Source organism: Dyadobacter chenwenxiniae (assembly GCF_022869785.1).
GTDB lineage: Bacteria > Bacteroidota > Bacteroidia > Cytophagales > Spirosomataceae > Dyadobacter > Dyadobacter chenwenxiniae.
Genome location: NZ_CP094997.1, coordinates 5,916,013 through 5,940,213, shown reverse-complemented (window position 1 = coordinate 5,940,213; position 24,201 = coordinate 5,916,013). Strand labels below are relative to the sequence as shown.

20 protein-coding genes and 2 pseudogenes are annotated in these 24,201 nt (G+C 44.9%); 10 read left to right on the top strand and 12 right to left on the bottom strand.

Going from position 1 to position 24,201, the window contains the following annotated elements; translation table 11 throughout:
• Window positions 1-78: 78 nt before the first annotated feature.
• The 6 genes and pseudogenes from MUK70_RS31325 to MUK70_RS25445 all read right to left on the bottom strand — a co-directional run.
• Window positions 79-249, bottom strand: a pseudogene (locus MUK70_RS31325) (DUF8464 domain-containing protein); the annotation flags it as partial.
• 583 nt (window positions 250-832) lie between these two features.
• A complete protein-coding gene (locus tag MUK70_RS25465; protein WP_234657363.1) occupies window positions 833-1,201 on the bottom strand; it encodes a hypothetical protein in 369 nt (122 codons plus the stop codon).
• Between the two features lie 101 nt (window positions 1,202-1,302).
• The gene (locus MUK70_RS25460; RefSeq protein ID WP_234657364.1) at window positions 1,303-1,863 is read right to left on the bottom strand and encodes a primase-helicase family protein; all 561 of its coding nucleotides are present in this window, start codon (window positions 1,861-1,863) and stop codon (window positions 1,303-1,305) included.
• Window positions 1,864-2,025: 162 nt separating this feature from the next.
• Window positions 2,026-2,325 carry a helix-turn-helix domain-containing protein gene (locus MUK70_RS25455; RefSeq protein ID WP_234657365.1) on the bottom strand — a complete coding sequence of 100 codons (300 nt, stop codon included), beginning with the start codon at window positions 2,323-2,325 and terminating at the stop codon, window positions 2,026-2,028.
• A gap of 67 nt (window positions 2,326-2,392) precedes the next feature.
• The gene (locus MUK70_RS25450; protein ID WP_244784534.1) at window positions 2,393-3,238 is read right to left on the bottom strand and encodes a hypothetical protein; all 846 of its coding nucleotides are present in this window, start codon (window positions 3,236-3,238) and stop codon (window positions 2,393-2,395) included.
• 226 nt (window positions 3,239-3,464) lie between these two features.
• A complete protein-coding gene (locus tag MUK70_RS25445; protein ID WP_234657367.1) occupies window positions 3,465-4,703 on the bottom strand; it encodes a site-specific integrase in 1,239 nt (412 codons plus the stop codon).
• Between the two features lie 307 nt (window positions 4,704-5,010).
• Between MUK70_RS25445 and MUK70_RS25440 the strand changes: the two genes are divergently transcribed.
• Both MUK70_RS25440 and MUK70_RS25435 read left to right on the top strand, forming a co-directional pair.
• The gene (locus tag MUK70_RS25440) at window positions 5,011-5,565 is read left to right on the top strand and encodes a hypothetical protein (RefSeq protein WP_234657368.1); all 555 of its coding nucleotides are present in this window, start codon (window positions 5,011-5,013) and stop codon (window positions 5,563-5,565) included.
• 320 nt (window positions 5,566-5,885) lie between these two features.
• Window positions 5,886-9,107, top strand: a complete 3,222-nt coding sequence (locus MUK70_RS25435) for a T9SS type A sorting domain-containing protein (protein ID WP_234657369.1) — start codon at window positions 5,886-5,888, stop codon at window positions 9,105-9,107.
• Between the two features lie 377 nt (window positions 9,108-9,484).
• On the opposite strand, the gene MUK70_RS25430 is transcribed toward MUK70_RS25435, so the two are convergent.
• A complete protein-coding gene (locus MUK70_RS25430; RefSeq protein ID WP_234657370.1) occupies window positions 9,485-10,522 on the bottom strand; it encodes a chemotaxis protein CheB in 1,038 nt (345 codons plus the stop codon).
• A gap of 199 nt (window positions 10,523-10,721) precedes the next feature.
• On the opposite strand from MUK70_RS25430, the gene MUK70_RS25425 reads away from it, so the two are divergent.
• Both MUK70_RS25425 and MUK70_RS25420 read left to right on the top strand, forming a co-directional pair.
• Complete coding sequence (locus tag MUK70_RS25425) at window positions 10,722-11,114, top strand: response regulator (RefSeq protein ID WP_234657372.1); 393 nt, start codon at window positions 10,722-10,724, stop codon at window positions 11,112-11,114.
• A gap of 329 nt (window positions 11,115-11,443) precedes the next feature.
• A complete protein-coding gene (locus MUK70_RS25420; RefSeq protein WP_234657373.1) occupies window positions 11,444-14,620 on the top strand; it encodes a CheR family methyltransferase in 3,177 nt (1,058 codons plus the stop codon).
• Window positions 14,621-14,793: 173 nt separating this feature from the next.
• On the opposite strand, the gene MUK70_RS25415 is transcribed toward MUK70_RS25420, so the two are convergent.
• Window positions 14,794-15,342, bottom strand: a complete 549-nt coding sequence (locus MUK70_RS25415; RefSeq protein WP_234605530.1) for a serine O-acetyltransferase — start codon at window positions 15,340-15,342, stop codon at window positions 14,794-14,796.
• 313 nt (window positions 15,343-15,655) lie between these two features.
• Here MUK70_RS25415 and MUK70_RS25410 point away from each other — a divergent pair, with 313 nt between their 5' ends.
• Window positions 15,656-16,906, top strand: coding sequence for a condensation domain-containing protein (locus MUK70_RS25410; protein ID WP_234657375.1), 1,251 nt, complete (start codon window positions 15,656-15,658; stop codon window positions 16,904-16,906).
• On the opposite strand, the gene MUK70_RS25405 is transcribed toward MUK70_RS25410, so the two are convergent.
• Window positions 16,881-17,144, bottom strand: coding sequence for a winged helix-turn-helix transcriptional regulator (locus tag MUK70_RS25405; protein ID WP_256464083.1), 264 nt, complete (start codon window positions 17,142-17,144; stop codon window positions 16,881-16,883). The two genes, MUK70_RS25410 and MUK70_RS25405, sit on opposite strands and share 26 nt — an antisense overlap.
• Window positions 17,145-17,376: 232 nt before the next feature.
• On the opposite strand from MUK70_RS25405, the pseudogene MUK70_RS31230 reads away from it, so the two are divergent.
• Both MUK70_RS31230 and MUK70_RS25395 read left to right on the top strand, forming a co-directional pair.
• Window positions 17,377-17,767 (top strand): annotated as a pseudogene (locus MUK70_RS31230) (SDR family oxidoreductase); the annotation flags it as partial.
• A gap of 66 nt (window positions 17,768-17,833) precedes the next feature.
• Window positions 17,834-18,157 carry a nuclear transport factor 2 family protein gene (locus MUK70_RS25395; RefSeq protein ID WP_234657378.1) on the top strand — a complete coding sequence of 108 codons (324 nt, stop codon included), beginning with the start codon at window positions 17,834-17,836 and terminating at the stop codon, window positions 18,155-18,157.
• 5 nt (window positions 18,158-18,162) lie between these two features.
• Here the strand turns inward: MUK70_RS25395 and MUK70_RS25390 are convergent, their stop codons facing one another.
• Entirely contained in the window at window positions 18,163-18,969 is an 807-nt protein-coding gene (locus MUK70_RS25390; RefSeq protein ID WP_234657380.1) for a hypothetical protein, read from the bottom strand.
• Between the two features lie 98 nt (window positions 18,970-19,067).
• Here MUK70_RS25390 and MUK70_RS25385 point away from each other — a divergent pair, with 98 nt between their 5' ends.
• The 3 genes from MUK70_RS25385 to MUK70_RS25375 all read left to right on the top strand — a co-directional run bounded on the left by MUK70_RS25385 (window position 19,068) and on the right by MUK70_RS25375 (window position 21,995).
• The gene (locus MUK70_RS25385) at window positions 19,068-19,997 is read left to right on the top strand and encodes a hypothetical protein (RefSeq protein WP_234657381.1); all 930 of its coding nucleotides are present in this window, start codon (window positions 19,068-19,070) and stop codon (window positions 19,995-19,997) included.
• Between the two features lie 148 nt (window positions 19,998-20,145).
• Window positions 20,146-21,051, top strand: coding sequence for an alpha/beta fold hydrolase (locus MUK70_RS25380; protein ID WP_234657383.1), 906 nt, complete (start codon window positions 20,146-20,148; stop codon window positions 21,049-21,051).
• A gap of 95 nt (window positions 21,052-21,146) precedes the next feature.
• A complete protein-coding gene (locus tag MUK70_RS25375; RefSeq protein WP_234657385.1) occupies window positions 21,147-21,995 on the top strand; it encodes a helix-turn-helix domain-containing protein in 849 nt (282 codons plus the stop codon).
• Between the two features lie 91 nt (window positions 21,996-22,086).
• Here MUK70_RS25375 and MUK70_RS25370 read toward each other — a convergent pair whose 3' ends face one another.
• Both MUK70_RS25370 and MUK70_RS25365 read right to left on the bottom strand, forming a co-directional pair.
• Window positions 22,087-22,611 carry a DUF4142 domain-containing protein gene (locus MUK70_RS25370; RefSeq protein ID WP_234605552.1) on the bottom strand — a complete coding sequence of 175 codons (525 nt, stop codon included), beginning with the start codon at window positions 22,609-22,611 and terminating at the stop codon, window positions 22,087-22,089.
• Between the two features lie 173 nt (window positions 22,612-22,784).
• On the bottom strand, window positions 22,785-24,167 hold the full coding sequence (locus tag MUK70_RS25365; RefSeq protein ID WP_234657386.1) for a hypothetical protein: 1,383 nt from the start codon (window positions 24,165-24,167) through the stop codon (window positions 22,785-22,787).
• Window positions 24,168-24,201 lie beyond the last annotated feature (34 nt).

The following is a 24,201-nucleotide window of genomic DNA, read 5'->3' as shown; positions in this document are numbered from 1 at the left end:
AAATCTATGAAGCCCTCCTACACACACTGACTTGTGCCCGCTATTGACATGGGTAATGTCTTTTGGAGATGATGAGCCCTTAAAGTGCTGGCTTCTGAGCTCGTAACCTCCTGAGCGGTTTTCAAACCCTGCGGCATAGTAGCTCTTGCCTCCAACCTGATAGTAAACCTCCTTGCAGTAGGGCCTGGCAATAGATAGGTCAATGCCGCGATTTTGCAGATATTGGCTGATAGCAACGTTACTCCCCAAATCTTTTGTGCCCGTTATCTGGATTGCCGGTTGTTTGGTTTCAGGCGTAACGTTCCTATCTATATGCGCATTCCGTTCAACGGACTGTTGCAGGTGAAACAACAAATATTCAGACCCAAGTTTTTGCAGCAATGCTTTCGTATCGCATTGGAAAAGCTGACAGCCCAAGTCGATGATGTCGCCTCCCTGGCCGCTTCCGTGGTCAAAGTATAGGTTCAATTTCGCATTGACCTTAATGATGGCGTCTTCTCGTCGCGCAAAGGCGAGAGATACCAATAGTCCTGGCCGCGGACGTATTGTGGATGGATCTTACAGTTTTGCAGGAGTTCGACAATGGAAATCTCCCTGGCTTGTTCACAAGTCATAATTTACAGGTCTTAAAAGTTTAAAAAAGTGATGAAATGATGCGAGAATCGCGTAAGTGACCCTACATCAGCAACTTATACCCGCATCAAGAAAGCATCAATTTGCATCAACAGCCGCATCGCGCATTTTAGGTTGATGCGTCTTGATGCTATTTTTGATGCGCTATAATTATTTACTAATCAAGGTATTAAATATGATGCGCATCAATTCACCAAAATCATAGCAGTTCATTGAGCTCGTAAATCCGGCTTCGGGAAAGGTAATAATACCTCCCTTTTCCTGTCTGCTCATAGATGGTCCCATCCGTCAAAAATTTGAACTGCGAGTAGGTTAGTGAGTTTTTCGCGGGGGTTAGTTTCCAGGCATTTTGCAGGACCCGTTTGATTTGCACGACGTCTTTGTATCGCACATGCTTCTTATTGAGCCAGTCTTGGACATCTCCGGTGCAAAACCGCAGTTCGTCAAGATCCTTCTCATCGCATATGGTTAGCAAAATGTGAGCAATTTCCACTTCCAGCTTGTTCCGATTTTGGTTAAGCAACTTTTTCAGGGCTTGCGTGGCGATCTGCTCTGGGGTAAACCACATCCTTGTTCTGTTTGGATGGGCAAAGTCCCGGCTGGATAGGAAATGGATAAAGAATGGGATCTCGCTTCGAAGCTCATTCAGTAATTTGTGATTATCTGATTTTAGTGGCGGCACCTTCCTGACCCAGTACCGAATCTCTCCAGGCTCGGCAATAATGAAATGATCTTCATTGTTGCTGCAAAGGATAAACTTGCCAAAAACTCTGTTTCCTGCCGGTCGACTCCTTTTGCTTCAACCTTGTAAAAACAGGCGGTGCTCAGGTTCTTAATGCGCTCTGAGTCTTCCTTTCTGTCAAGGAACGTTTCATCGACTCCTATGACCAGCTTTTGCGCCCATTCGATGTTGAAGTTTGAACGAAAATCTTCATTGCTGTTGATGGTCATGTTCTCTCCAAAAATCGACTTGACAAAATGAAGAAAGGTCGTTTTTCCTGTTCCACGTTCTTCACTGACCAAGCATAGAATCGGCAGGATCTGTGTAGGCCGTTCAAGCAAGATCTTGAAGTAGTCATAGCCCATTTCGATCTGCTCCCCGAAAATGTGTTTGAGAAAATGAAAGATCGTGAAGCGTCGCCCTGACGGGCCACATGCTGAAACGGCTGGTAGCGGTTGTAAAATCCGCCTACTTTCTGCTGGTAGTCCAGATGGCTTGGAACGAAGCAAAAGCCATCGTAACATTTTACTCTGTCTTTCAGATAGTCCCGGCTATGGTCTAACCGGATACATTCGGCAGACCATGGGATTAAAGTCGTCATCGAATCTCCGGAAGATAAAGGACGGTTTACCTGTTTAAAGTAGCTGGTGCCAATGCGGAGATAAAGCGGTTCATCTTTCATGGCTACCTACCGTTTTTTGTTGTCCGTTAGCGATCCATTCCAGAAGCTCTTTACGGGAGAACAGAAGTTTGCCTTCCATTTTGCAGAACGGGATCTTCTTTCTTTTCACCAGCCCATATATCGAAGTCTCCTTGTACTTCGTGAGCACTGCCGCCTCTTTTGTATCAAGCAGCGTGTCGCTGGTATCTGCAACCGTAGCAGGTTTTGACTCTAAAACTTTTCGCAATGAGGATTCAATCAGGTCAGCGAATTGCTGATCACTCAATGAAACTAAAACTGTTGTGCTCATCCCTTTTGTTTTTTGGTGATAAGCAAGGCCAGAAAAAGGTGAAAAAACAATATGAAGTTGACTAAGTCTATTCTCTGATCCTGTATTCGTTGATCTTTCTTAATGTTTTTAAAACATTTTTAGAATAGGGGCTCTCAGTTAAGTTGCTGATACTTTGTACAATGTTGCCGCGCTCCTTATTAATATTACTTCGAAGGCTTTCAAGCTTGGTCTTCGAGTAGCACGAGAATGTATCGATCAGAAGTTGACAGTAACGCTCCAAGCCAATGTTGTTCCGGTCAGTATTTAGCTTGTAGGTTGCATGCATCAAAAGATTGAGGATCCTTTCATAGTTTCCCGGCGGCAGTTCAAAGAATTTGTGGACATGCCTTTCAAGCTTACCGTCCTTGTCTTCAAACAGCATTCCCAAAAGCTGCAATACTTCCGCCTCCGAGGTAAACACCTGGATCGAATTAACCGGTTTGCATTTCCACGCATCAACTAAGATCAACCATAGCGAGATGATTTCATCGACGGAATAATCGAGTGGAATCCGGTCGTATTCCCCCGGAACTACTATAACGGGTTGTTGGGGTTCATTGGATAACACCACAGCTGCTGGCTGATGCGGCATTATCCGCAAAGTGTTTTCACGTTCCCCGCAGGCACGGACAAGATAGGCTTGAATAAAGCCCAAAGCGTACATGCAGGATGGGACCGCAAAACCCTCAAAAAACAAATGATCAGCGCAGAATTTAATGAAGTGATCAAGTTGCTTGATTTTCTGATAAAGATCCGGATTCAAGAGGGCAGATACGATTTGACCCGGGTAATCCTTCATTCCTTCAAAATAACCTTGCTCGAATTTACCTCTCAACTCGTTGACATAATTCTGCCCAACTGTAAAAAGGTGATCAACGATGATGTTGTCCAACTTGCTTTGTTTGCCGAAAAGAGCTAGCAAATTGGGTTCGCTGACAAAAACTGGGGCCACATCATCACCTGCGATATTTTGAAAAGGAAAATGGAAAGAGAGATAGTCGGTCTCGCCCTAAGCAAACACGCGATCTTCAAACCTAAGAAAAGGGTATTTTCCTTGCTCATCCAAATCTATCCCAAGATTAGGATGAAAACCCTGCAAATTGAAAAAGTACATTAAGCTAGATTGTTGAGTTGATCAATTCATCTAACAACGGATCACCGATGTCTTCCAAATAGATATCTGTCGTCTTAAGGCTATCATGCCCCAGGCTTCGACCGATGGTTTCCTTTGATATGCCATTCCTGCGGAGAGCTGTTGCATATGAGTGCCTGGCCACGTAGGTGGTTATTGGTTTTAAGATACCAAGGGATATTCCAAGTTCTTTAATTTGCTTGTTTACTCGTGTGAGTATTTTCTTCTTACGTTCTCGGATGGACTGGATAGTTGCATGCCGCTTGTAAAGAATGGGGAATAAATAGCCAGCATCGCTATTCCCCTTCAAATCTCTGTAGTATTCTAAGATCTGAATTGCTGCTGGATGCAATCGAAACCTGAACTCCTCCTTGGTTTTAGATCTTACATAGTGAAGCTCTTCGTCTACGATGTTAGTCCATTTGAGTTCAGCCAAGTCGGTAAAATTTAATCCCCTGCAATAAAAGCTGAAAAGGAAGTAATTTTTCGAATTGATTAAAGAGTCGTTTTCAGGATCTATCACCGCAGATGCAATCAGTTCAATCTGATCCCTGGTTATAGCCCTTTTCTTGGTGCGAGGATTATTATACTTAGAAAATGAAAAGTCCTTAAACGGATAACGTGTTTCAGGGTAATACTTTTCCTTGATCCCAGCTTTCCAAAGTGTACGTAATGTTCTCAAGTAAAAACTTCTCGTAACTATAGAGCAACCCCTGTCAATCAGCCAGTTCTCATACTTATTCAAAAATGAAAGCCCAATTGACAAGATATCTGGGTCCTTTTGGTTAGTGAAATTTTTTAGGCTTTTCAAAGTTGAAACATAGGACTCTGCGCTTCCCAACCGGTTCAAACTACGAAGCTTGGCGATATGTTCTTCGAAAAGTACAAAGAGCTTCTTCTTCTCGCCTTCCGTTTGGCCTCCGGTCAGCTTTTTTACCAGAGCCTTGACATCTTCGAACGATGGACGTTTGCCTTGTTTGCCAAAGGAAATTATCATAAAATCAACTTCTGAGTCTATCGTCCTAAGCAAAAGGTTGATTTCCTTATGTTTTGGATGTATTTTGCTTACAGATTGAGATTTAGACTGCCATTCCTTTTCACCCGAATATCTCCTTGTACTAACCAGCAGGTTCTTTCTGTCGATAATTATTTGGAGCATTATCGCAAACTGATCTTCCGCTGATTCATGTTTCTTTCTTAGGACAAACTTGGTTGAAATAGCCATGATGCTGCAACTTTAGGTCGAACATAGGTCGAACATTTCGTGTCTAACGTAAGTTAACCAAAGTTACAAAAAATAATGAAAATGCTCATTTAGAGGTGCTTAGGATAATTCTACGTAGAGAAACTTCTTGAAATAATACAATTTTTCTCCGATTGGGTGCTAGGGGTCGCAAGTTCGAATCTTGTCATCCCGACATTGGTTTCAGCCACTTACAATGAGAATTGTAAGTGGCTTTTTTTTAGGTCGGACATTCTTTTAGGTGATGATTGTGTTTATTTTCACCAGCTGATTTCAAATCCTATCTCTCATGAAACAAGTATTTGCGCTGGTTGTCTTGTCTTGCGTGTTCCAATCGTGTCAAAAAGACCAAGTGACAACCGAATCATTCATGACGGCCACTGTGAATAATTTATCTTGGGTTTCAGATAAAAATATGGCTGCCGCCCAGCTTGATTTCAACGACAATACAAATGGGCACAACTTGTCGGTGGGTGGACATATGGAAAATTCTCTGACTGATGGGTCGCGTTACAATTTGAGTATAGGCGTCAATAGCCCTGTTAGCAGAGGGAAGTTTTATTTCAATAACACTAAAGAAGAAGCAAGCGCTATTGGCGGGGTTTATGGAAACGTAATAACCTACAAAATGAATACGAATGATTTTCTTAGTTCGAGCATAAACGGATTTGTAGAAATTACGCTTCTCACTGATCATGAAGTCGGAGGGAATTTTGAGTATGATGCTGTAAGCTATACCAAAGGTCTCGATCGCGTTCCCATTGATACAGTCAAAGTCAGAAGCGGACGGTTCCGGGTTCCAATAGTAATGGTCAGCGGCCGTGAATGGACAGCCCCAAAATGACGATGCAGCGAAGCTGACCTTCCCCATTTCGTCCAAAAGGCGATGAGAATTACCTTTCGACCACATGCGTCCGTGGCCTATTTAACTCCACAATCAGGCTCATCACCGTCCGGTCCATTGCCCCTAAAATGGTATCCACACAAAAAAGTGCATTTTGAAAATGTACAATACAGCGCTCATTTTCAACGCACTGGCTAGCTGTCAACGGATTCTATAGCGTGCGGAGCAGCTTTTACAGGCACCCAACACAAGAAATACTATGCGTATGATTAAACAAAATCAAAAAAAAGTATCTTTATTTTCATTTTAACAAAATTACTATGCATACACACCTATCAAAACATGTTCTTCTTCCGTGGATTTTGGCGCTGATTTTTTTGCTGCCAGTTGTATCACCAGCTCAGAAAACCTATGTTGCCGGTCGAAAAGGTAGCGAAAAATTGGGGTCTCACATTACCGTTCTAACAAACGGAAATTATGTCGTAACAGATCCTGAATGGAACGATGGAGGGAAAACACACGTCGGCGCAGTGTATCTTTATAATGGGGCTAACCATCAGTTAATCAGCACGCTCACGGGTAGCGGGAAAAATGACCGGGTAGGAAGCCGGGGGGTAACAGCCCTTTCCAATGGAAATTTTGTTGTGTGCAGCCCGGATTGGAGCAATGGCTCGGCAGCCTTTGCTGGCGCAGTAACCTGGGCGAACGGTACAACGGGCATTTCAGGAAAAGTAGACGCCTCCAATTCGCTGGTAGGCTCGAAGGCCAACAACTTTGTCGGTGTGGACCAGGTCGTATCGCTACCCAATGGAAATTACGTTGTTCGCAGCACACTGTGGGACAATGGTGCCGCAACCGATGCGGGTGCAGTGACCTGGGGAAACGGAGCCATGGGCATAACAGGCGTTGTAAGTGCTTCCAATTCACTCATAGGAACTAAGAAAGAGGACAAAGTAGGTTTTGACGATGTCAAGGTTCTTACCAACGGAAATTATGTTGTGCAAAGTCGTGCCTGGGATAATGGTTCTGTGCAGGATGCAGGGGCGGCAACCTGGGGTAATGGCACGACTGGCGTCACAGGAGAGATCAACGTTTCCAATTCATTAATTGGATCACATAGCAATGATCAGATAGGATATGCTGTCGTCGTTCTGACAAATGGAAATTATGTGGTTCAAAGCGAATATTGGGACAATGGTTCCATCGTAGATGCAGGAGCGGCGACCTGGGGAAGTGGCTTGACAGGGGTTACCGGGATCGTGAGTGTTTCCAATTCACTGGTTGGTACGGTCGAAGCTGATAATGTTGGTATTGTAACTGCCCTCACCAACGGAAATTATGTAGTTTCTACCACGCATTGGGCCAATGGGGCTGCAAAATTTGCAGGTGCAGTGACGTGGGCTGATGGCACGAAAGGCATAACCGGCACAATTTCGATTTCCAACTCATTGGTCGGTTCTAAACCTAATGATGGGGTCGGGTTTGGATATGTTTGTGCCCTGGCCAATGGCAATTATGTAGTTACAAGCCAAAGCTGGCAAAGCACGCCTGGAGTGTATGTGGGCGCTTCCACGTGGGCAAATGGCGAAACAGGTATGACTGGCACGGTCAATGCTTCAAACTCGCTGATTGGTTCTACAAATGAAGACGGCGTAGGCAAACACATCATTGGTCTGACCAACGGCAATTATGTTGTTTCCAGCCCAAATTGGAGTAATGGTATTACCCCAGGTGTTGGCGCGGCAACTTTTGCCAATGGGGCAACAGCATTGGTCGGCGTAATAAGTAAGTCCAATTCACTGATAGGGTATCGTATGTACGATCATGTAGGTAAAAGTGCAATACCTCTGAAAAACGGAAATTACGTTATCTGCAGCCCTTACTGGACTAATGGTCCGGCGCGAGAGGCAGGAGCTGTAACCCTGGGCAATGGAACCACTGGGTCGGTTGGTTTTGTAAGTCCCTTTAATTCGCTGGTCGGGTCGACCGAAGGTGATTTGGTAGGTTGGGATGTTACCGCCCTGAGTGACGGAAATTATGTTGTGGCAAGCCGGACTTGGCGCAGTTTGCCGAAAAACCATATAGGTGCAGTAACATGGGGTGATGGAAATAAGAATTTGAAAGGTCCGGTAAGCGCTTCTAATTCATTAGTAGGATCCTCTGAGTTTAGATATGTAGGCTACGTCAAGCCTTTTGAAAATGGAAATTATTACATCGAAGACAACTTTTGGTACAATTATAACATTAACGCTTATGCGGGAGCAATGACTCCTATGCCCGGGAAAACACCTCTATCGGGCGTGGTGAAGTCTTGCAACAGTATTCTGGGCACAAAACCTCGCTCTGGTATTGCACTTAACGTAACATGGAACACCGTATATCATTATTCACTGGTCGGATATGGCGAAGGTAATCTTTATGTAATCGTGAATGAGGACCCCGTGACCGATAATAATCTGGCAGGTGATTACTCAGAAGCTACAAAAACAATGTACTATGCTCCTGCAACTTTTCGCACTGATTGTGGTGAAATCGGCATGGTAGTGCCTTCGGATGAAAGTACTGCTGTAACTGGTCCCGTCAAAATGAAAGTGTATGTGGCCTTAACGGCGCCTTCCACAGACCAGCCGTATGTTCGGCGTTACTATGATATCACGCCCGAAGCCAATGCCGGCACGGCTACCGGGCAGGTAACGCTTTTTATAGCCCAATCTGATTTTGATGATTTTAATCAGAACAGAGGTGATGCCCCGGCATTGCCCAGCGGTCCCACGGATAGTGACGGCATCCAGAACATTCGCATCACGCAAATTCACGGTACCAGCCAGACGGGTTACCCAAATAGTTACACGGGCTGGACGGGCAGTGATCCTAGGGTTGTTTTGATTAATCCCAAGGATCAGGATATTGTATGGAATGATAATGCAAAGCGCTGGGAATTAAGCTTTGCGGTAGAAGGCTTTTCAGGATTTTTTGTGCACAGTAACGTGAACGAGCAGGCTCTGCCAGTTCATCTGGCTAGCTTTACAGCAGTGAAGTCGGAAGGAAATGCGCTGTTAAAATGGAAAACCACCAGCGAAATAAACGCTTCTTATTTTGATATCGAGCGCAGTGTTGATGGGAAAAACTTCGTTAAAGCCGGAACAGTGAAAGCCACCGGCAACGAAGATTACGCGCATAGCTATTCTTTTGTCGATACCGCTTTCGCATCCCTCGGCCAGCTTGCTTATTACCGTTTGCGTGCTGTGGATACAGATGGTAGCTATGCGTACAGCGCTATCCAGCGTTTGCGGGCAGAGGATAAACCAGTATCAACCTACGTATACCCCAACCCGGTCAGGGCTGGCTCGTCTGTTACGATCAGTACCGTCGGGGCACCGAGGAATATTCAGATTGTAGATTTAGCGGGCAGAAGCATTGGCGCAGCAATCATTCAGCGGAGCGATACCGGATTTGTCCTGAGCAAATTACCCCAAGGTGTTCACCTGGTAAAATTCGATACCGACCACGGGCCTGAAGTCCGGAAGTTGGTGGTGGAGTAAGTAAGGTTGTCTGAGTTTGCCCCAAACCTACGGCGCTGGGGCAGAAGCAATTTTGAAATGTAGAACGATCAAATGATGTTTTAAGGCTGGCTGGGAACAGAAGATACGGAAACAGAGAATCAAAAAATCCAGGTCTGTTCTTCTGGTATTTCCAGCGAGACAGCTGGAAGAAGAAAATGAACCAACACAGTGCGAAAATGCTTATCATCCTCTGCGGCAAACCGCCCGGGTGAATATAACATTTCCTATCCTTTTGCTAATATCCCAAGGTACATTCCGATATTATGCACGGAAACTCAAGCGGACGATCCCTGATCCAGTCTTCTTGGATTATGATGGCCAGCCAATGCCGCTAATGACAATCAAGCAAAACACTTTCAGCTTTGGGTTATTTCAGAGTTTATTTCAGTACTAGTCTGAGTCATCAGGTGCTCATAGAGATATGCTCTTAGGGCGTTTACACTATTTGTCGCTGTCTGTGCTTTTGATGTAAAATCTGCCGTTGCCTCCTCATTACCTTTCTCGGCAAGATTGTTTGCAATGATGTTAAGCAGCATGATCGATTCTTCCATGCTGCGAACGGATTGCCACAACTTTTTCTCAGTTGTTTCTTTGACTTCGTGTAACAATGAGCCTGATGAGAATCCATGGCCTGTATGGCATCGGAAACGGAGAAGGCTACCTTCTTTTATCTGAACCATAGCCCCGCCGCAATCCGGGCAGCTGAAATGAGAAGGCTCGCCTATTTGCAACACACCGTTTTCAAAACCATTGCCTTGTGCAGCAATGCTGGTTTCCAACTTCAGCCGCTGCTTCTCGTCTTCAAGACCCGCTTGTTCTGCTCGCATCGCTTTGTTCGTTAGCTCGATCAGCAGGGCACTGATCTGGTCCAGGGGTAAGAGATAATCTACATCCACATATTGTAAAACACTCGAGGGCATACTGGGATACATTGCCTCGATCGGGTCTTGCACGATCGTAGTCCCTCCCATTCGCTGCACGGACCACATTCCTGAGCTGCCATCGTCGAGCATGCCCGTCAGGATGACCCCAATTACATTAGGTCCATAAGAATACGCAGCTGACCTGAATAAGGCATCAATCGATGGCCGAAAACGGTTTTCCTTGGGACCTTGTTTAACCAAGATATGCCCTCCTTCAATGAGTATGTGGTGATCAGGCGGCGCAAGGTAAATGTTGCCTGGCAGTATCAGTTGCCCATCCTTTGGATGACAGGCAGGCAAAGGGCCTTTCTGGGTCAGTATCTCAGGTAAATAACTTTTTACATCTGCCGCAACATGCTGGACAATAAAAATCGGCACCTTGAAGTCAGAAGGCAAGTCGGCTACCAATTGCTGTAGCGCTGTGACTCCCCCTGCCGAAGAGCCGATCACAATTACATGGGAATTTGACATATTTGTTCAGGCCTAAATCATAATGATGATCGTTCCGCTATAAAACCGTTCCAGAGCAGAAGTTCCCAGGTGGTTAGGCTATTAGTGCAGTTCAACCCTGATCGCCCCGAAATATTGAAGTGAATCGGTTGAAAAGGATCATGCAAGCAGGTATGAATTTTTAGGGGTGTCTGTAATATCTGTAATAATCTAAAATTAGATGGGGAATAAGCGGCTTTTTGTGATGATCGACGACGATATTGACGATCACGAAATTTTTCAAATGGCAATCGACGAGCTAAATGAGCCATTGCAGTGCCAATTCTTTGCAGATTGCGAGTCAGCAATAACGCATTTTTCGGAAAATTCAGCATCACCTCCCGGTTACGTCTTTATTGATCTGAGATTACCCAGAATAGATGGTGACCAGTGTTTACAGGAGCTGCAAAAATTGAAACAATTTGATCATCCGCTGCTTGTCGTCTATTCATCTTCCATACCTGAGGAATTTCGTAACAAGCTTGTACAAATCGGAGTGGATGAATTTGTGGAAAAGACAGGTTCTATACAACTGCTTGCGGGCCGGATTCAGCGTTTGCTTACCGTAGACTAACCGATTTGTTGATGCGGCTACCCGGCCTCTGCAAAGCCAGTGCGTTATTCGATGACCCTGGAAACGTCGCGACGCGGGAGGGACTTAGTATGAGGTTTCCAACATCGTTCAGGCTTATGACCTTCCGGGAAACCCGACAAAGTGTTAAGCGCTGTATAAAAAGTAGTTATAATTCGTTCATATTTTCTGCTTTGGCATGCTCTTAATAGCAGGCTGTCTACAAATTTACAGGTAGTCCGTTTGAAGGTATAGGCTTTGCTTTTTACCATCAATTTCAAGTAGGTAGTCATAAATAATACCTTGTTAATTATCACCCATCTACAACCTATATGTTTACAGCAGAACCGCACCATATCATTGCAATAGGCGCTTCGGCTGGTGGCCTTGACGAGCTTAATACATTTTTCGACCATACCCCATCCGACGGGGTTTCATATATCATTGTCCAGCACTTATCTGCCGAGTTCCAAAGTCATATCGTGGCGCTGCTTTCCAGGCACAGCAAGCTTGTGGTGCAACAGGCCGAAAATGGGATCCCCATCCAGGGGAATAAGGTCTATACGATCCCCAATGATAAGATAATGACAGTCCGCGACCATAGTTTGTATCTGACCGACAAGCAGGATGAGCGCAGTCCCCATATGACCATTAACACTTTTTTTCAATCCCTTGCTTCAGACTATGGGACAAAAGCAATCGCGGTCGTGCTCTCAGGCCTGGGATCGGATGGTACTGATGGGATCAAAGCCATAAAAAAGGCTGGCGGCCTGGTGATTGCCAGGGAGCCGGACGGCACAGAATTTCACAGCATGCCAGCTAATGCAATCGCCACCGGGATGGTGGATTATATCCTGGAACCGGAAGCGATGCCTGCTGCCATTGAAGACTATGTGAAGCGGGAGCTTGACCTGTTAGCCACGAGCATTCATGATGAAGAACACGTAGGTGAAATCATTGCGTTGATTAACCAGAAACTTCCCCTGGATTTTTCTGATTACAAGCAATCCACCATTTTAAGAAGGATAAAAAGAAGGGCGGCCTCCAATAATTTTATAGAGTTGCAAGGCTATATCCAATTTATCAAGGCCAATCCTGGTGAGCTGGAAGTTTTAGCGAAGGATTTTCTAATTAGTGTAACGGCGTTTTTCCGTGATACGGAATCTTTTGAGTTTGTTGAAAGCCAGGTCATACCCGCTATCATGGCCGATTTGACACCATTGCAGGAAATCAGGGTTTGGGTCACCGGGTGCGCCACTGGTGAAGAAGCGTATTCGATGGCTATGTTGATCAGTGAACAATTGGGGGATAGGATCAATGATCATGTTGTAAAGATTTTTGCAACCGATATCGATGGCGCCGCATTGTCCCAGGCAGGTAAAGGTGTATATAAAACCGGCGTTCTAGCTGGCCTGTCACAACAGCGCTTAAAGCGGTTCTTTACGAAAGAAGGGAATGATTACAAGGTCATGCCCGAACTACGCAAGATGGTCATTTTCGCCCAGCACGACCTGGTCAAAAATCCGCCGTATTGCAATATGCATTTTATAAGCTGCCGGAATGTCTTGATCTACATGACACCGTCGCTTCAAAAGAAAATCTACCAGATGCTCCTTTTTGGGCTCAGGCCGCAAGGCTACCTTTTTCTGGGTTCAAGCGAAAACCCGCTGCCCATCATGCAAAGCCTGAAAGTAATCAGTAAAAGATTTAAAGTCTATAAAAATCAGGGAACGCAGCACCCGGGAAGGTTTGAATCCTATTCGCTGCCAGATGTACCTTATAAGAAGCTGATGGGTACGGCACACTCCCAGGAACAAACCTATAAGATCCCAGACAGAACCCTTGGCGACGCGATCAATGAGACATTGATGAAGGATCTGGAGCAGCTCGTAATCTGTATTGACCCAAATGAAAAGATTGTGAAGTTCTATGGGGATACGACGAAGTTCCTGCTTCAAAAAATCATGACCAGCGAGTTTACCGAACTACTTCCGGGCCCGCTTGCAGTAGCGTACAAAACGGTTTTTAACATTGTTTTACAGAGCGGAGAGACATCTTCGGTCACCGGGATCAACATCAAACAAGGTGAGGATATCGTCAGTGTTACATTAACAGTAAGCCCTATGGTTTACAAAGGCCGCTCCAATGGTTTTCTGGTCGTGCGGATCAGTGAAGAAATCCCTGGTGAAAAGGTGGTAGCGCACGGGCAGGTCTTTAATGAGCAAATCTATTTTGACCAGTACACACAGAGCCTGGAACAGGAAGTGAAGGACCTGAAAGAAAAGCTCATGGCCTCCAATGAAAAACTGTATGCACAGGAAGAGAACATGCAGTCCTTTAATGAAGAGCTGCTTTCTGCAAACGAAGAAATGCAAAGTACCAGTGAAGAAATGCAGTCAATCAATGAAGAGCTGCATACCATTAATTCCGATTATCAGCTCAAAAATAAAGAGCTTTTAGCGCTCAACGATGATTTAAACAATTATTTCCGGAGCAATGTCAACGGGCAACTTTTCCTGGACGACCAGCTGCGGCTGATCAAATACTCCCCAGGCGCTGTTAAACTGATTAACCTGCTTGAAAGTGATATCGGCAGACCTTTGGCCAATATCTCTACAAACTTCAAAATCGAGACCATTATTGAAGATATCAATGCGGTATTGTCGGGTGATGCCGTGATCACCAAAGAAATCCAGACCAAGAACGGCAAATGGTTCCAGGTGATGACAATGCCTTACATCAAACAACTCGACAATAAGACATCAGGGGCCATCATTACTTTTAACGACATCACCGACTTGAAGATAGTCCAGCAACAGCTTGACAAAAAGAATGAAGCGCTGATGCGGATTAATGCTGACCTGGACAATTTTGTCCATACCGCATCCCATGACTTGCTTGACCCATTAGCCAGCATTGAAGTGAGCATTTCACTGATGAGCTCCATTGATACCAGCGACCCCGAGATCAAAGAAGTCCTGCCCATCATCAACGGCTCGGTAAAGAAATTCCGCGCCCTGATCAGTGAGATCGCCGTGGTTGCCAAAATTGAAAACAATGCGCTGGAAACAGAGCCAGTCGATATTGATGAGCTACTCGATAACATTGAATGGAGCCTGGATGAGCGGGTCAAATCCAGCGGGGCGGTTATAAAAAGGGACGTGCAGGTAAAGCAAGTTATATTTTCTAAAAAAAATCTGCGTAGCATTCTGTATAACCTTATTGCAAACGGCATTAAATACAGGTCCGAACGGCGGCCACTTATTACGGTCCGGATTTGGGCAGAAGGTAACCAAACCGTCCTTTCTGTTGAAGACAACGGGTTGGGAATGGAAAAGCGTCACCTTGATGCCATTTTCGAGAAATATACCCGGTTGAACGCAGGTGGTGATGGCTATGGGATCGGCCTATACCTGGCCAGCAAAATAGTCAATGCTGCCGGCGGTAGAATAGCCGTAGAAAGTGAGCCAGGTGTCGGCAGTAAGTTTGTGATTTATTTAAATAACTGAGCTAACGTATTACACTGAGAAACCTTACAGCTTTATAAATTCTACCCTGCGATTATCGGCTTTACCAAAAAAAGTAGCTCAAAGTTACATAAAGTACAAATGCAGAACTTATCGCTAAAACCGGCCATTTTTATTTTCCCGGAAAAAAGACGTCAGTACAAATCCGCCAGCTATTATTCAAATATATTCTCAATATAGCCTTCACACGGGTTATCATTGCTCACAATTTTACAGGGATTTCCCAGCACCAATGAATAATCCGGAACATCGACATTTACAAATGAGTTAGGAGCAATTAAAACATTGGATCCGATTTTTATATTACCCACAATTACCGAACCCGTTCCTATCCAAACTTTATTGCCGATTGTTGGGCAACCTTTCAACTTTCCTCTATTGGTTTGTCCGATCGTAACACCGTGCGCGATATTACAATTTTTCCCAATTTTAGCTTTTTCATTAATTACAATTACCCCGTGATGTCCGATATATAATCCCTCCCCAATTTCAGTATTTGGGGAGATTTGGAAGCCGTATTTATAAGAATACCTTTTGATGAGGGCGGTAAAGAAAAACCATTGAATTGAATATTTCGTATGCCTGGCAGCATTACGCACCAAATACATATATCTGAATCCTGGAATTCGAAGACCTTTCAAAAAGCCTGTATTCCCTGAAAGTCCTCCATAGCGAAAAAGATCTGCTTTACTTGCTCTGTTCATTTTCTTCTTTATTTAGATTTCTGCCACAACGTTACTGGTCTGCTCATGAAACGGACTAACCCAAATAAAAAAAACTTTGATCAGTTATAAATAAATGATGCGTCCCCGAAGGCTTTGACCATCTAACTCACGATGAGACCATTGTGATCTTATCCTCCCATTGTTGCATGGATGCGCGCGAAAGTCGTGGATGGCTAAATGTGCATGACTGCTCGACTTTTGTCCATTCTCTCCCACATTGCAGTCTGCCAATTTTGCATTCAGTTCAAAGGGACGGTTAGTTCCGCTCCCATCATCTTTAACTCAATGTAAAATGAAAAGACAACAAAACCGCACGTTAGGTGCATTCGAAAAAACATTTTGGCTGCTCGACCAGATCGATTCCAAAGACTTTGCGCTTGCAGCAGACATTGTCGGCACCCAGCCAATTGAAAAATGGCGAAATGCCATTCAAATGGTACAAAAACGCCATCCGAACCTTTCAGTAAGGGTGGTACTGGATGAGCTGGCAAGGCCCACGTTGCAGCATGTAGAAAACCTGCACATTCCGCTCCGCGTGGTGCATGCTCAACAGGGTTACCGCTGGCAGCAGGAGGTTGAAAAAGAGCTTTCAGTGAGGTTCAATACGGAAGAAGGCCCGCTCCTAAGGGTTGTTTTGGTTCAAAATACAGACAGCACCGTCCTGATTCTGGTCGCAAACCACACCGTGGCCGATGGCACATCATTGAGCGTTTTAACACGGGATATACTGCTGGCCGTTACCGGAAAAGAACTTGAACCAATGGCGCCGCAGGTTTCAAACGACGAAACGCTCGACATGCCGGAAGATCTGCCAGCTCAAACGTTCAGTAAGGTGCTCGAACTGAAAATGAAAACGGACATTGTCAAACCATTGGTTTCTTCGCACCGGTTTTCTGAGGACATCACGCGTAACATTCTCGAACGCGCCAGGCAGGAAAACACAACCGTTCATGGCGCGATCTGTGCGGCGGTGCTGGTGGCTTCCAGGAAAATGCGCCCGGAATGGGACGAGGCAAAAATGGAGCTGGTTTCACCGATCTGCACGCGGGCAGCGCTTAATCTGGATGATAATTTTGGTCTCAATATCACCACACAATCGGTGTTTTTTGAAAAAAAGGCCTATCTAACTTTTTGGGATCTGGCAAGACTCGCAAAAGCAGGACTCGAAGGCACGAATTCCGTGGAATATGTGACGGGCTATTTGTCTTTTTTCCGGGACATTGTCTTCGGCCATAATGATATACAGCAAATGCTGGATGCACTGAAACAGGCATTCAACCATCACATTATGGTGACCAATCTGGTAAAGGTGAGATACAAAACTGATTTCGGACCATTAAAACTGGAAGCGTTGTATGGCCCGATGGTGCGCTCGGGCAAAGGAATGGAACAGACGATCGGTGCGTTAACTTCCAATGGTTCGCTTTGCCTGACTAACACCAGCGATACGCCAATCCCTGGCTTGCTGGTGGAAATGGAGAAAATCTTGCGGGAAGCTTGTCAGGGAACTACGGTCGTTAAGAATGTATGTTCTTTTCAATAAGCGTCCGTAAACGCTGGTCGTGCTCGTCGCCCCATTGCCCGATTACACCGATGACCGGAATGAGTGATTTTCCAAAATCAGTGAGATAATATTCAACTTTTGGCGGGACGACGGGATAAATGATTTTACCAACCAGCTCGTGGCTTTCCAGTTCTTTTAACTGCACATTCAACACCCGGCGGGATGCTCCCGGAATTTTCCGTTGCAGCTCGCTGGGGCGTTGAAAACCTTCGTTGATAAACTACAAAAGCCGCATCTTCCATTTGCCATAAAGCACTTCGCCGATCAGGTCGGGCATTGTCTTTCTTTCGTACATAATGCAAATATAAACATATGCGTCTGGCGGTTCAATAGGGATAAATTTATCCCTATCTGAATCGTAAGTCCGTACTTGTCAGCGAGTAGCATAGTGCTGAAATTTGTCCTAAACAAATCAGCAAGGTCATGGACTTTAATTTTGAAAACGAACCGTCATTATCCACATTGCATCCATTCAGGCGAAGTTGCCACTGTATGACTCCACGCTTCCTTATGCAGCGGCGAAAGCTGCTTTGGTCAATTACAGCAAAAGCCTTCCGAATGAAGTCGCACCAAAAGGCGTGCGCGTGCTGACTGTATCGCCGGGATGGATTATGACTACGGCATCGGCCAGAATAGATGGAGCGCATCGCTGAGAGCTCAGGCGTCACTGCTGAACAAGCTGCGAAAGGCGTCATGGATGCATTGGGCGGCATTCCGTTCGGCAGGCCGGCCTGGCCGGAAGAAGTTGCAGAATTGGTTGGCTTCCTGGTTTCGCCTCGCGCGGCTTATCTCACGGGCACCGAGTATGTGATCGACGGCGGCACAATTTCTACTGTTTAGACAAGCATTTACCCAATCCTTATTAAATCAATAACCATTTTTAATCAACATAAAACTTAAATAATCATGAAACTTCCTAACAACATTGAAGGCCTGATCAAGGCACAGAACGATTTGGACACCACCACTTTTGCCACGTATTTTACAGAACACGCAACCGTTTCCGATGAAGGCTCGTCCTATTCTGGCAGGGAGGAAATTAAGGGGTGGATTCAAGAGGCGACAGAAAAGTATAATATGCAGTTGACACCCATTGATTTTCATCAAAATGACACAAAAGGAAAACTTACGGTGGAAGTGAGCGGTACATTTCCGGGCAGTCCGGCTGTGATGAATTATCATCTTGAATTGGAAGATGTATTAATTAGCTCGTTGAAAATCACTGATTAAATCCTTTAACGTTTTAATGTATCAATGATATCTAACGCCGTCAGACCAGGATATACCTGTAAACGCGACATAATAAAGGAGAGGAGGTCGCTGGCTGATCGGGGAACATCTGTCGATTTCAAATACTTCCGCGATCCATTAAAATAAATATCGATCGTGATTTCCGGAGAGTCATTCACCACCATATTTCCAAATCGCAGCGTTCGTATGCCACTGTTTTGCAGCGTCGCAATAAACTGGTTGTAAGTGCCATCATCCAGCACTGCGGTGTAATGACCGGTTGCCAGGTTGCCATTATACTTATAAAAGTCATTTGTAATCTCTAACGACAGATTTTTGCGGTTGTCGAGTTCGAGTGAAACCGTGGGACTAAACCAAGCCGGTGTAGCGTGATAAGTCATTTTTTCAAAGATAATCGTCGTATCAATCACCTGCTCTTTTCTCCTGAGTTTCAGAAGCGGACGGCCCTGAAAATAAGCTTTTGACAACTTGGAAACCGGCTTTACAACGAGATTCGAATCATTACAACTGACGACTTTCAAGTCGTATCGATCTACATATTCCACTTTGAGGTCTGTTGCAGAGCTTGTATATATTTGTTGAAAACTCAATGTGTCCCCGAAAACGAACAAGAGGAAATAGTCCTCTCGCAGCGATTTATTAGCTAGAACATTGCTTGAATCCCGGCCGAGATTTAAAATTTCGATCAACTCTTGGTCCGGGGTAATCCAGGTTCCTTTCAGCAACGAGGACTGTGCGCAGGCCTGATGCGCAAGCATTATTAAAGTCAATGTGGCAAAAGATAATTTCATAATCAAAATGATAAGATTTTCAAATATATATAATTAAGTTATACAAGTGCTGTTTAACGTTCATTCAAAAATTTTTGCTATCATATTTTCACTTCCAAATGACCATTCAGCCTCGACTTTCAGTTGCTATTGCCACATTACTTACGCTGTGTATGCTATCCCTTACCTGGGCGCAAAAGCAGGTTCATGTTGATAGAAGTGATCCTTCCCAACGCATTCAAATTGCACCCGAAAGTGTTTTCAAAAGCTTCCGCGAGGCTGGAATGAAGCCCGTTAACCGCACGTTGACACCCGCCGAAAAAGAGAAAGTAAATAAAGCTTTTGCACATTTGACACCACTGCACCAGCGCATCTTGAAACAACATTTGCAAAGCATCAGCTTCATGGACAACATGCCGAATACTGCCTTGACCTCACCGGTTGACACGGGAGGCGCAACGAAAATGTTTAACATTACTTTTCGGGCCAGCTTGTTGGACGAGAACATTTCCCAGTGGGCGACTTGGAAGGAAAATACCTGTTTCAAGCAGGAAGCGGATTCTAATTATAGCGTTCGGGTCGAGGGCGGGAATATGGATGCGATCATTTACGTGCTCATGCATGAGGCGACGCACATTGTGGACGCGGTGCTGGACATTAACCCGCACCCTGCCAAAGCAGGCGCAATCGTGCCACCGACACAGTTTACCAAAGATATTTGGCGCATGATGAATGTGCCTGCCGAACCATACATTGATTCTCTGCTCGAACAAACCCGTTTCCGAAGCGGAAAGCCATTGCCGATCAGCCTGGCACCGGAAGTTTATACGAGACTGGCGAAGACGCCTTTTCCTTCCTTATATGCAATGGCGGCGTGGTTTGAAGATATCGCAGAACTTGCAACTATCTATCACCTTACAGCAAAAATGAATCAACCATTTTATATCGTCGTTACAAAAAACCATGTAGAGCTGGCACGGTTCGAACCCATGAAAAACGCGCTGGTCAGGCAGCGATTGAACCAACTCGCGACTTTTTACCGGCCATAATTCCCCCTTTCGGGAAAAATGTACAAGGCGCATTGCCTTTTATCCATTCTTCTGCGCGGTTTATCCTGCCACCTTTGTCATGTCAAAACAGAACGACAATCCGCTAACGGTTAGCAGATTAACTTAAAATTTCAAACTTACCATTCAGATGAAAACTATTGCCTTGACCATCGCATTCATGTTCACTTTTATCCAAAGCCAACTCCTGTTCGCACAAACACGCAAGTCGGCATCCCTGGGAAGAGAAGAATACATTGAAGTAGAGAAAAATGTAAAACTACACGTGATCGACCTTGGCGAAGGTCAGCCCGTGGTGCTCATCCACGGATGGCCGCTGAACAATGAGATGTACGAATATCAATACCAGTATTTGGTTGAAAAAGGGTTCAGGGTTATCGGCATTTCCCTCCGCGGTTTTGGAAAATCAGACAGACCTTATGGAAAATACGATTTCGACACTTTCTCCGACGACATTAAAGTGGTTTTGGAAAAACTGAAAATTGAAAACGCAACGCTTGGAGGATTTTCGTTGGGAAGCGCTGTGACCCTACACTTTGTGACTAAATATAATGGTGCACATATCAAGAAATTAGCCTTATTCGGTGCAACAGGTCCATCATGGAAACAACGCGAAGGCCATCCTTACGGCATCACCGAACAGGGCGCAGCCGATCTGATCAAGCAGACAAAAACCAACCGCGAGCAACTCGTAGCAGGTTTCGGGAAAGCATTTGAAGGGCAGGAAGGCGGACTTTCACCGGAATCTATCAAATGGCTGGAAAGCATCAACCTGAATGCATCACCCTACGCTACTACACAAGCCATTACAGCATTGGGTAACCTGGATCTTCGTCCTGAGTTGTCAAAAATCAAAATGCCGGTCGCGATATTCCACGGCGTAAACGACAAACTGTGTGATTTCGCTCAGGCTGAACAGCTGAATAAAGCCATCAAAGGTTCCTACATTGTGAAATTTGAAAAAGGCGGACACGGGTTATTCCTGGAAGAAATGGATAAATTCAACTCCGAACTTGAAAAGTTTGCCAGAAATTAAACAAACGATTACACCTGTGAAGCAAATCATCGCTTCACAGGTTTTTTATCTATTTTGAAATAAAAAACTCCTGCCATTCACAAGCGTATATAGCCATGAGTACGACCGTTTTCAACAATAATTTAAAGACGCTGGGGTTGCTGCACGTAAGCCAGGAGCAGACGGACGCGATCAACGGGCCAGCCTATAAGGAATACATTAAGATCCTTTATCTGCCCGCCGGCTACAAGCTGAGGGTGGATTTTGCCTGTTACGACACGCAGCAGCCGACATTGTTTTTTATCAGCCCCAATCAATATCTTGAATTGGAAGCAGCTGGCGAAGAAAGCGGTTATTTCATTTTTTACAACCGCGATTTTTACTGCATTCAGATTCACGATCAGGAAGTTGCCTGCGATGGCTTGCTTTTCAACAACATCAGGAATATGCCCAAAGTGGAGCTTTCTGAGGCGGAAAACGCTTTTCTGGGTGGTTTGTTTAAAGAAATGATCCAGGAATTCAATCTCAATGACAGCTCGCTGGAAGAAATGGTCAGGACCTATCTCAAACAACTGCTCATCCGCGCGACGCGCTCCTGGAAAAGACAGCATTTAACCAATGAAGTGACCGACCAGCAAAGCGATCTGGAATTTTTCCGCAAGTTTACCCGGCTCGTGGAAGAGCATTATAAATCCAAACACACCGTCGCCGATTATGCCGATTTCCTGTGCATGGCGCCGAAGACAATTACCCATAAATTTAACCGCTTGCGTTTGCCGCAGCCTAATGAGGTGATCAAAAACCGCATTATACTGGAAGCAAAACGCCTATTGGTTCATACTTCGCTTACAGCCAAGGAAATCGCCTATGATTTGGGTTATAATGATCCTGCTTATTTCAGCAGGCTGTTTCAAACCAAAACGGGGGAATCGCCATCCAGTTTCCGGGCGAACTTTTCGGGGTGAGGACCGATAGCTCAGCTTCTTGCGGACACAATAAAGCCGTCCAGGCAAATACTTATGGCGCTGAACGGCTTTACTCTTTACGGTTATCAGGTTACTTTACGGTTGAACCGGCAGAATTTGCAGGCCACAGGGCTTTCGCCATTTCCAGATGATGCTTTAATGCCGGGATCTTGGAATCTGCCCATTTCTTGAAATCAGGATCCTTTCCTTCATTCGATTCATTCTGAAATAGACCAATCGTTTCTTCATGGGAAGCAATCATCATGTTCATATACAGCAAATCAAATTTCTCACCACTCTGCGCAGCAAGACTGTCAAACTTCTGCTGTTTTGCAGGGCTTAGCGCAGCAGGGATAGTCACCTGCTTTTTGGCAGCCATCGCTTTCAGTTCATCGTTGACCTTGGTATGGTCTGTGATCATCATTTTACCGAAATCCTTGCATTTTGCCGATACTGCTTTTTTCATTGCCAGTTCGCCCAGCTTTACTTCAAGCATGCCCCCGGCAGCAGCAGCCAGCACAAACGTTTTGTCTGGCGAATCGTTTTCAAAACGGTCTGAAAATGCCAGAACGGCACTTAGCAAGACACAGGTAACTAATAATAAGGTCGCTTTCATTTGGTCAAAAAGTTAATTGATGTAGTGGTTTGTTGTTCATACTGTCTGTTCGCATTCGATTCTGCGCGTAGTATGACAATAGGACCCAAACAATTTGTTTAGAATCATCCGCGATCACTAAAAATCATGCCAGAGAAACCTTTTTCAAATACAGCGAAGCATACAGACGAAACTTACCGTATTTCCATCTTCGACCAATATGGCTTGGATTCCTTACCGTCCACGACGTGGATTGAAGTGACTTCATAGGCTCCTGGTGCCAGGTTGGCAGGAATGGTGTACTTGCCAACTGCAAAACTTACCCCTGCTATTGCCCAATGAAAGATTTGTAGTGATGCTTTCAGTTCGACGGTCACTCCGTCGCGTTTCAAACGCAGGTTGGGCAATTTTGCATTACTTAAATTCCCGGCAACCAGTGGCAGCGTTCTTGCAAAGAAAAAATCCCCCCTATTGCAGGACGGCAAATTTACATTTCGAATGACAGCTCCGCCCAGCTCACCTTTCCAGATGTTTTCTATGGCATTTGTTTTGCTCATCCAAATGCTTGTAACGGCACTAGGTCCAAGATTTGACATATATATGGCGCTTTTACCCAACAGCTTGCCGTTTTCGTGGAAAGAGATCAGGTAGGGCCCCTCAGGAAGGTTGGCAGGAATATTGTCCAGTGTAAGTCGTGAAACATCGTGGTAACGGACATTTTTCGTAACCGGTGCGGACAGGAAATCACTGCTGAATGTTACCGAATATTTTGCATTGGGAAGAAAAAAGCCGCCAGTGACTTTAATGGTGTCCTTTCGGGAATATTCGAATTTATAGTCAGGCGCTACAAAAAACGCAGGCACTCCCCTGGTAAATTTGACCCCTTCGAAAACAACAGCATTTTGATTATACAAATGGATTTCGATTGCGAGGGGATCGTTTGTAATCAAATTCTGCGCTTCGTTAAAGTTCACGTACAGATTCTCCAACTGAAGAGAACTTTCGGTTATGAAACCCGTTTTCCGATTGATGATCCTGACCATTGTGCCATTCTGCTCAGGTGCTGCGGGGATACTGCCAACTTTGGCCAGGTAACGGATCGGCAATGTGCTCCCAGTTGAGTTGATAGGTATTTCTTTACTAAGCAGCTCTATTTCAGGTGTGCCCGAAAAATTGAAATACACATTAAAGATAAACCAGCTTTTTTCCGGATTATCACTTACTTTGAAATTTAGCGGACTTGTACCTTTATACTTGTACTTAATGATGCTATCGGCCGTCACGCCGGTTTTATAATTATCCCAGAGCACGATGTCTTTTTGCATGGATACCGTAATCTCAGCTTCGTTCTCATCGTACCTGTCCGGCAAACTTACCATGTAGCTATTTGTGACGCTGTCAAATACAATTTTATCCGCACCGGTAACCGAAATTCCTTTCAGGAATTCAACAGCCTTGGTCAAATTCGCTTTTTCAGGCTCAGGATTTGGTGCTATAACTAGAACTTCGGCGTTTTTTTTACAATTTAAAAGCAGGCCGGCTAGCGCAAGAAAGATCAGGCAGAGCAATTTTTTCATGGCCAATCACAAATAAGAAGGTGGTTACAAGATC

Excerpts from the sequence above, each read along its gene's own strand:
- MUK70_RS25425 (WP_234657372.1), top strand. The coding sequence starts at position 10,722 with ATGGGGAATAAGCGGCTTTTTGTGATGATCGACGACGATATTGACGAT.
- MUK70_RS25435 (WP_234657369.1), top strand. The coding sequence starts at position 5,886 with ATGCATACACACCTATCAAAACATGTTCTTCTTCCGTGGATTTTGGCG.
- MUK70_RS25380 (WP_234657383.1), top strand. The coding sequence starts at position 20,146 with ATGAAAACTATTGCCTTGACCATCGCATTCATGTTCACTTTTATCCAA.
- MUK70_RS25420 (WP_234657373.1), top strand. The coding sequence starts at position 11,444 with ATGTTTACAGCAGAACCGCACCATATCATTGCAATAGGCGCTTCGGCT.
- MUK70_RS25370 (WP_234605552.1), bottom strand. The coding sequence starts at position 22,611 with ATGAAAGCGACCTTATTATTAGTTACCTGTGTCTTGCTAAGTGCCGTT.
- MUK70_RS25395 (WP_234657378.1), top strand. The coding sequence starts at position 17,834 with ATGAAACTTCCTAACAACATTGAAGGCCTGATCAAGGCACAGAACGAT.
- MUK70_RS25445 (WP_234657367.1), bottom strand. The coding sequence starts at position 4,703 with ATGGCTATTTCAACCAAGTTTGTCCTAAGAAAGAAACATGAATCAGCG.
- MUK70_RS25385 (WP_234657381.1), top strand. The coding sequence starts at position 19,068 with ATGACCATTCAGCCTCGACTTTCAGTTGCTATTGCCACATTACTTACG.
- MUK70_RS25465 (WP_234657363.1), bottom strand. The coding sequence starts at position 1,201 with ATGTGGTTTACCCCAGAGCAGATCGCCACGCAAGCCCTGAAAAAGTTG.
- MUK70_RS25375 (WP_234657385.1), top strand. The coding sequence starts at position 21,147 with ATGAGTACGACCGTTTTCAACAATAATTTAAAGACGCTGGGGTTGCTG.
- MUK70_RS25440 (WP_234657368.1), top strand. The coding sequence starts at position 5,011 with ATGAAACAAGTATTTGCGCTGGTTGTCTTGTCTTGCGTGTTCCAATCG.
- MUK70_RS25410 (WP_234657375.1), top strand. The coding sequence starts at position 15,656 with ATGAAAAGACAACAAAACCGCACGTTAGGTGCATTCGAAAAAACATTT.
- MUK70_RS25430 (WP_234657370.1), bottom strand. The coding sequence starts at position 10,522 with ATGTCAAATTCCCATGTAATTGTGATCGGCTCTTCGGCAGGGGGAGTC.
- MUK70_RS25390 (WP_234657380.1), bottom strand. The coding sequence starts at position 18,969 with ATGAAATTATCTTTTGCCACATTGACTTTAATAATGCTTGCGCATCAG.
- MUK70_RS25365 (WP_234657386.1), bottom strand. The coding sequence starts at position 24,167 with ATGAAAAAATTGCTCTGCCTGATCTTTCTTGCGCTAGCCGGCCTGCTT.
- MUK70_RS25415 (WP_234605530.1), bottom strand. The coding sequence starts at position 15,342 with ATGAACAGAGCAAGTAAAGCAGATCTTTTTCGCTATGGAGGACTTTCA.
- MUK70_RS25455 (WP_234657365.1), bottom strand. The coding sequence starts at position 2,325 with ATGAGCACAACAGTTTTAGTTTCATTGAGTGATCAGCAATTCGCTGAC.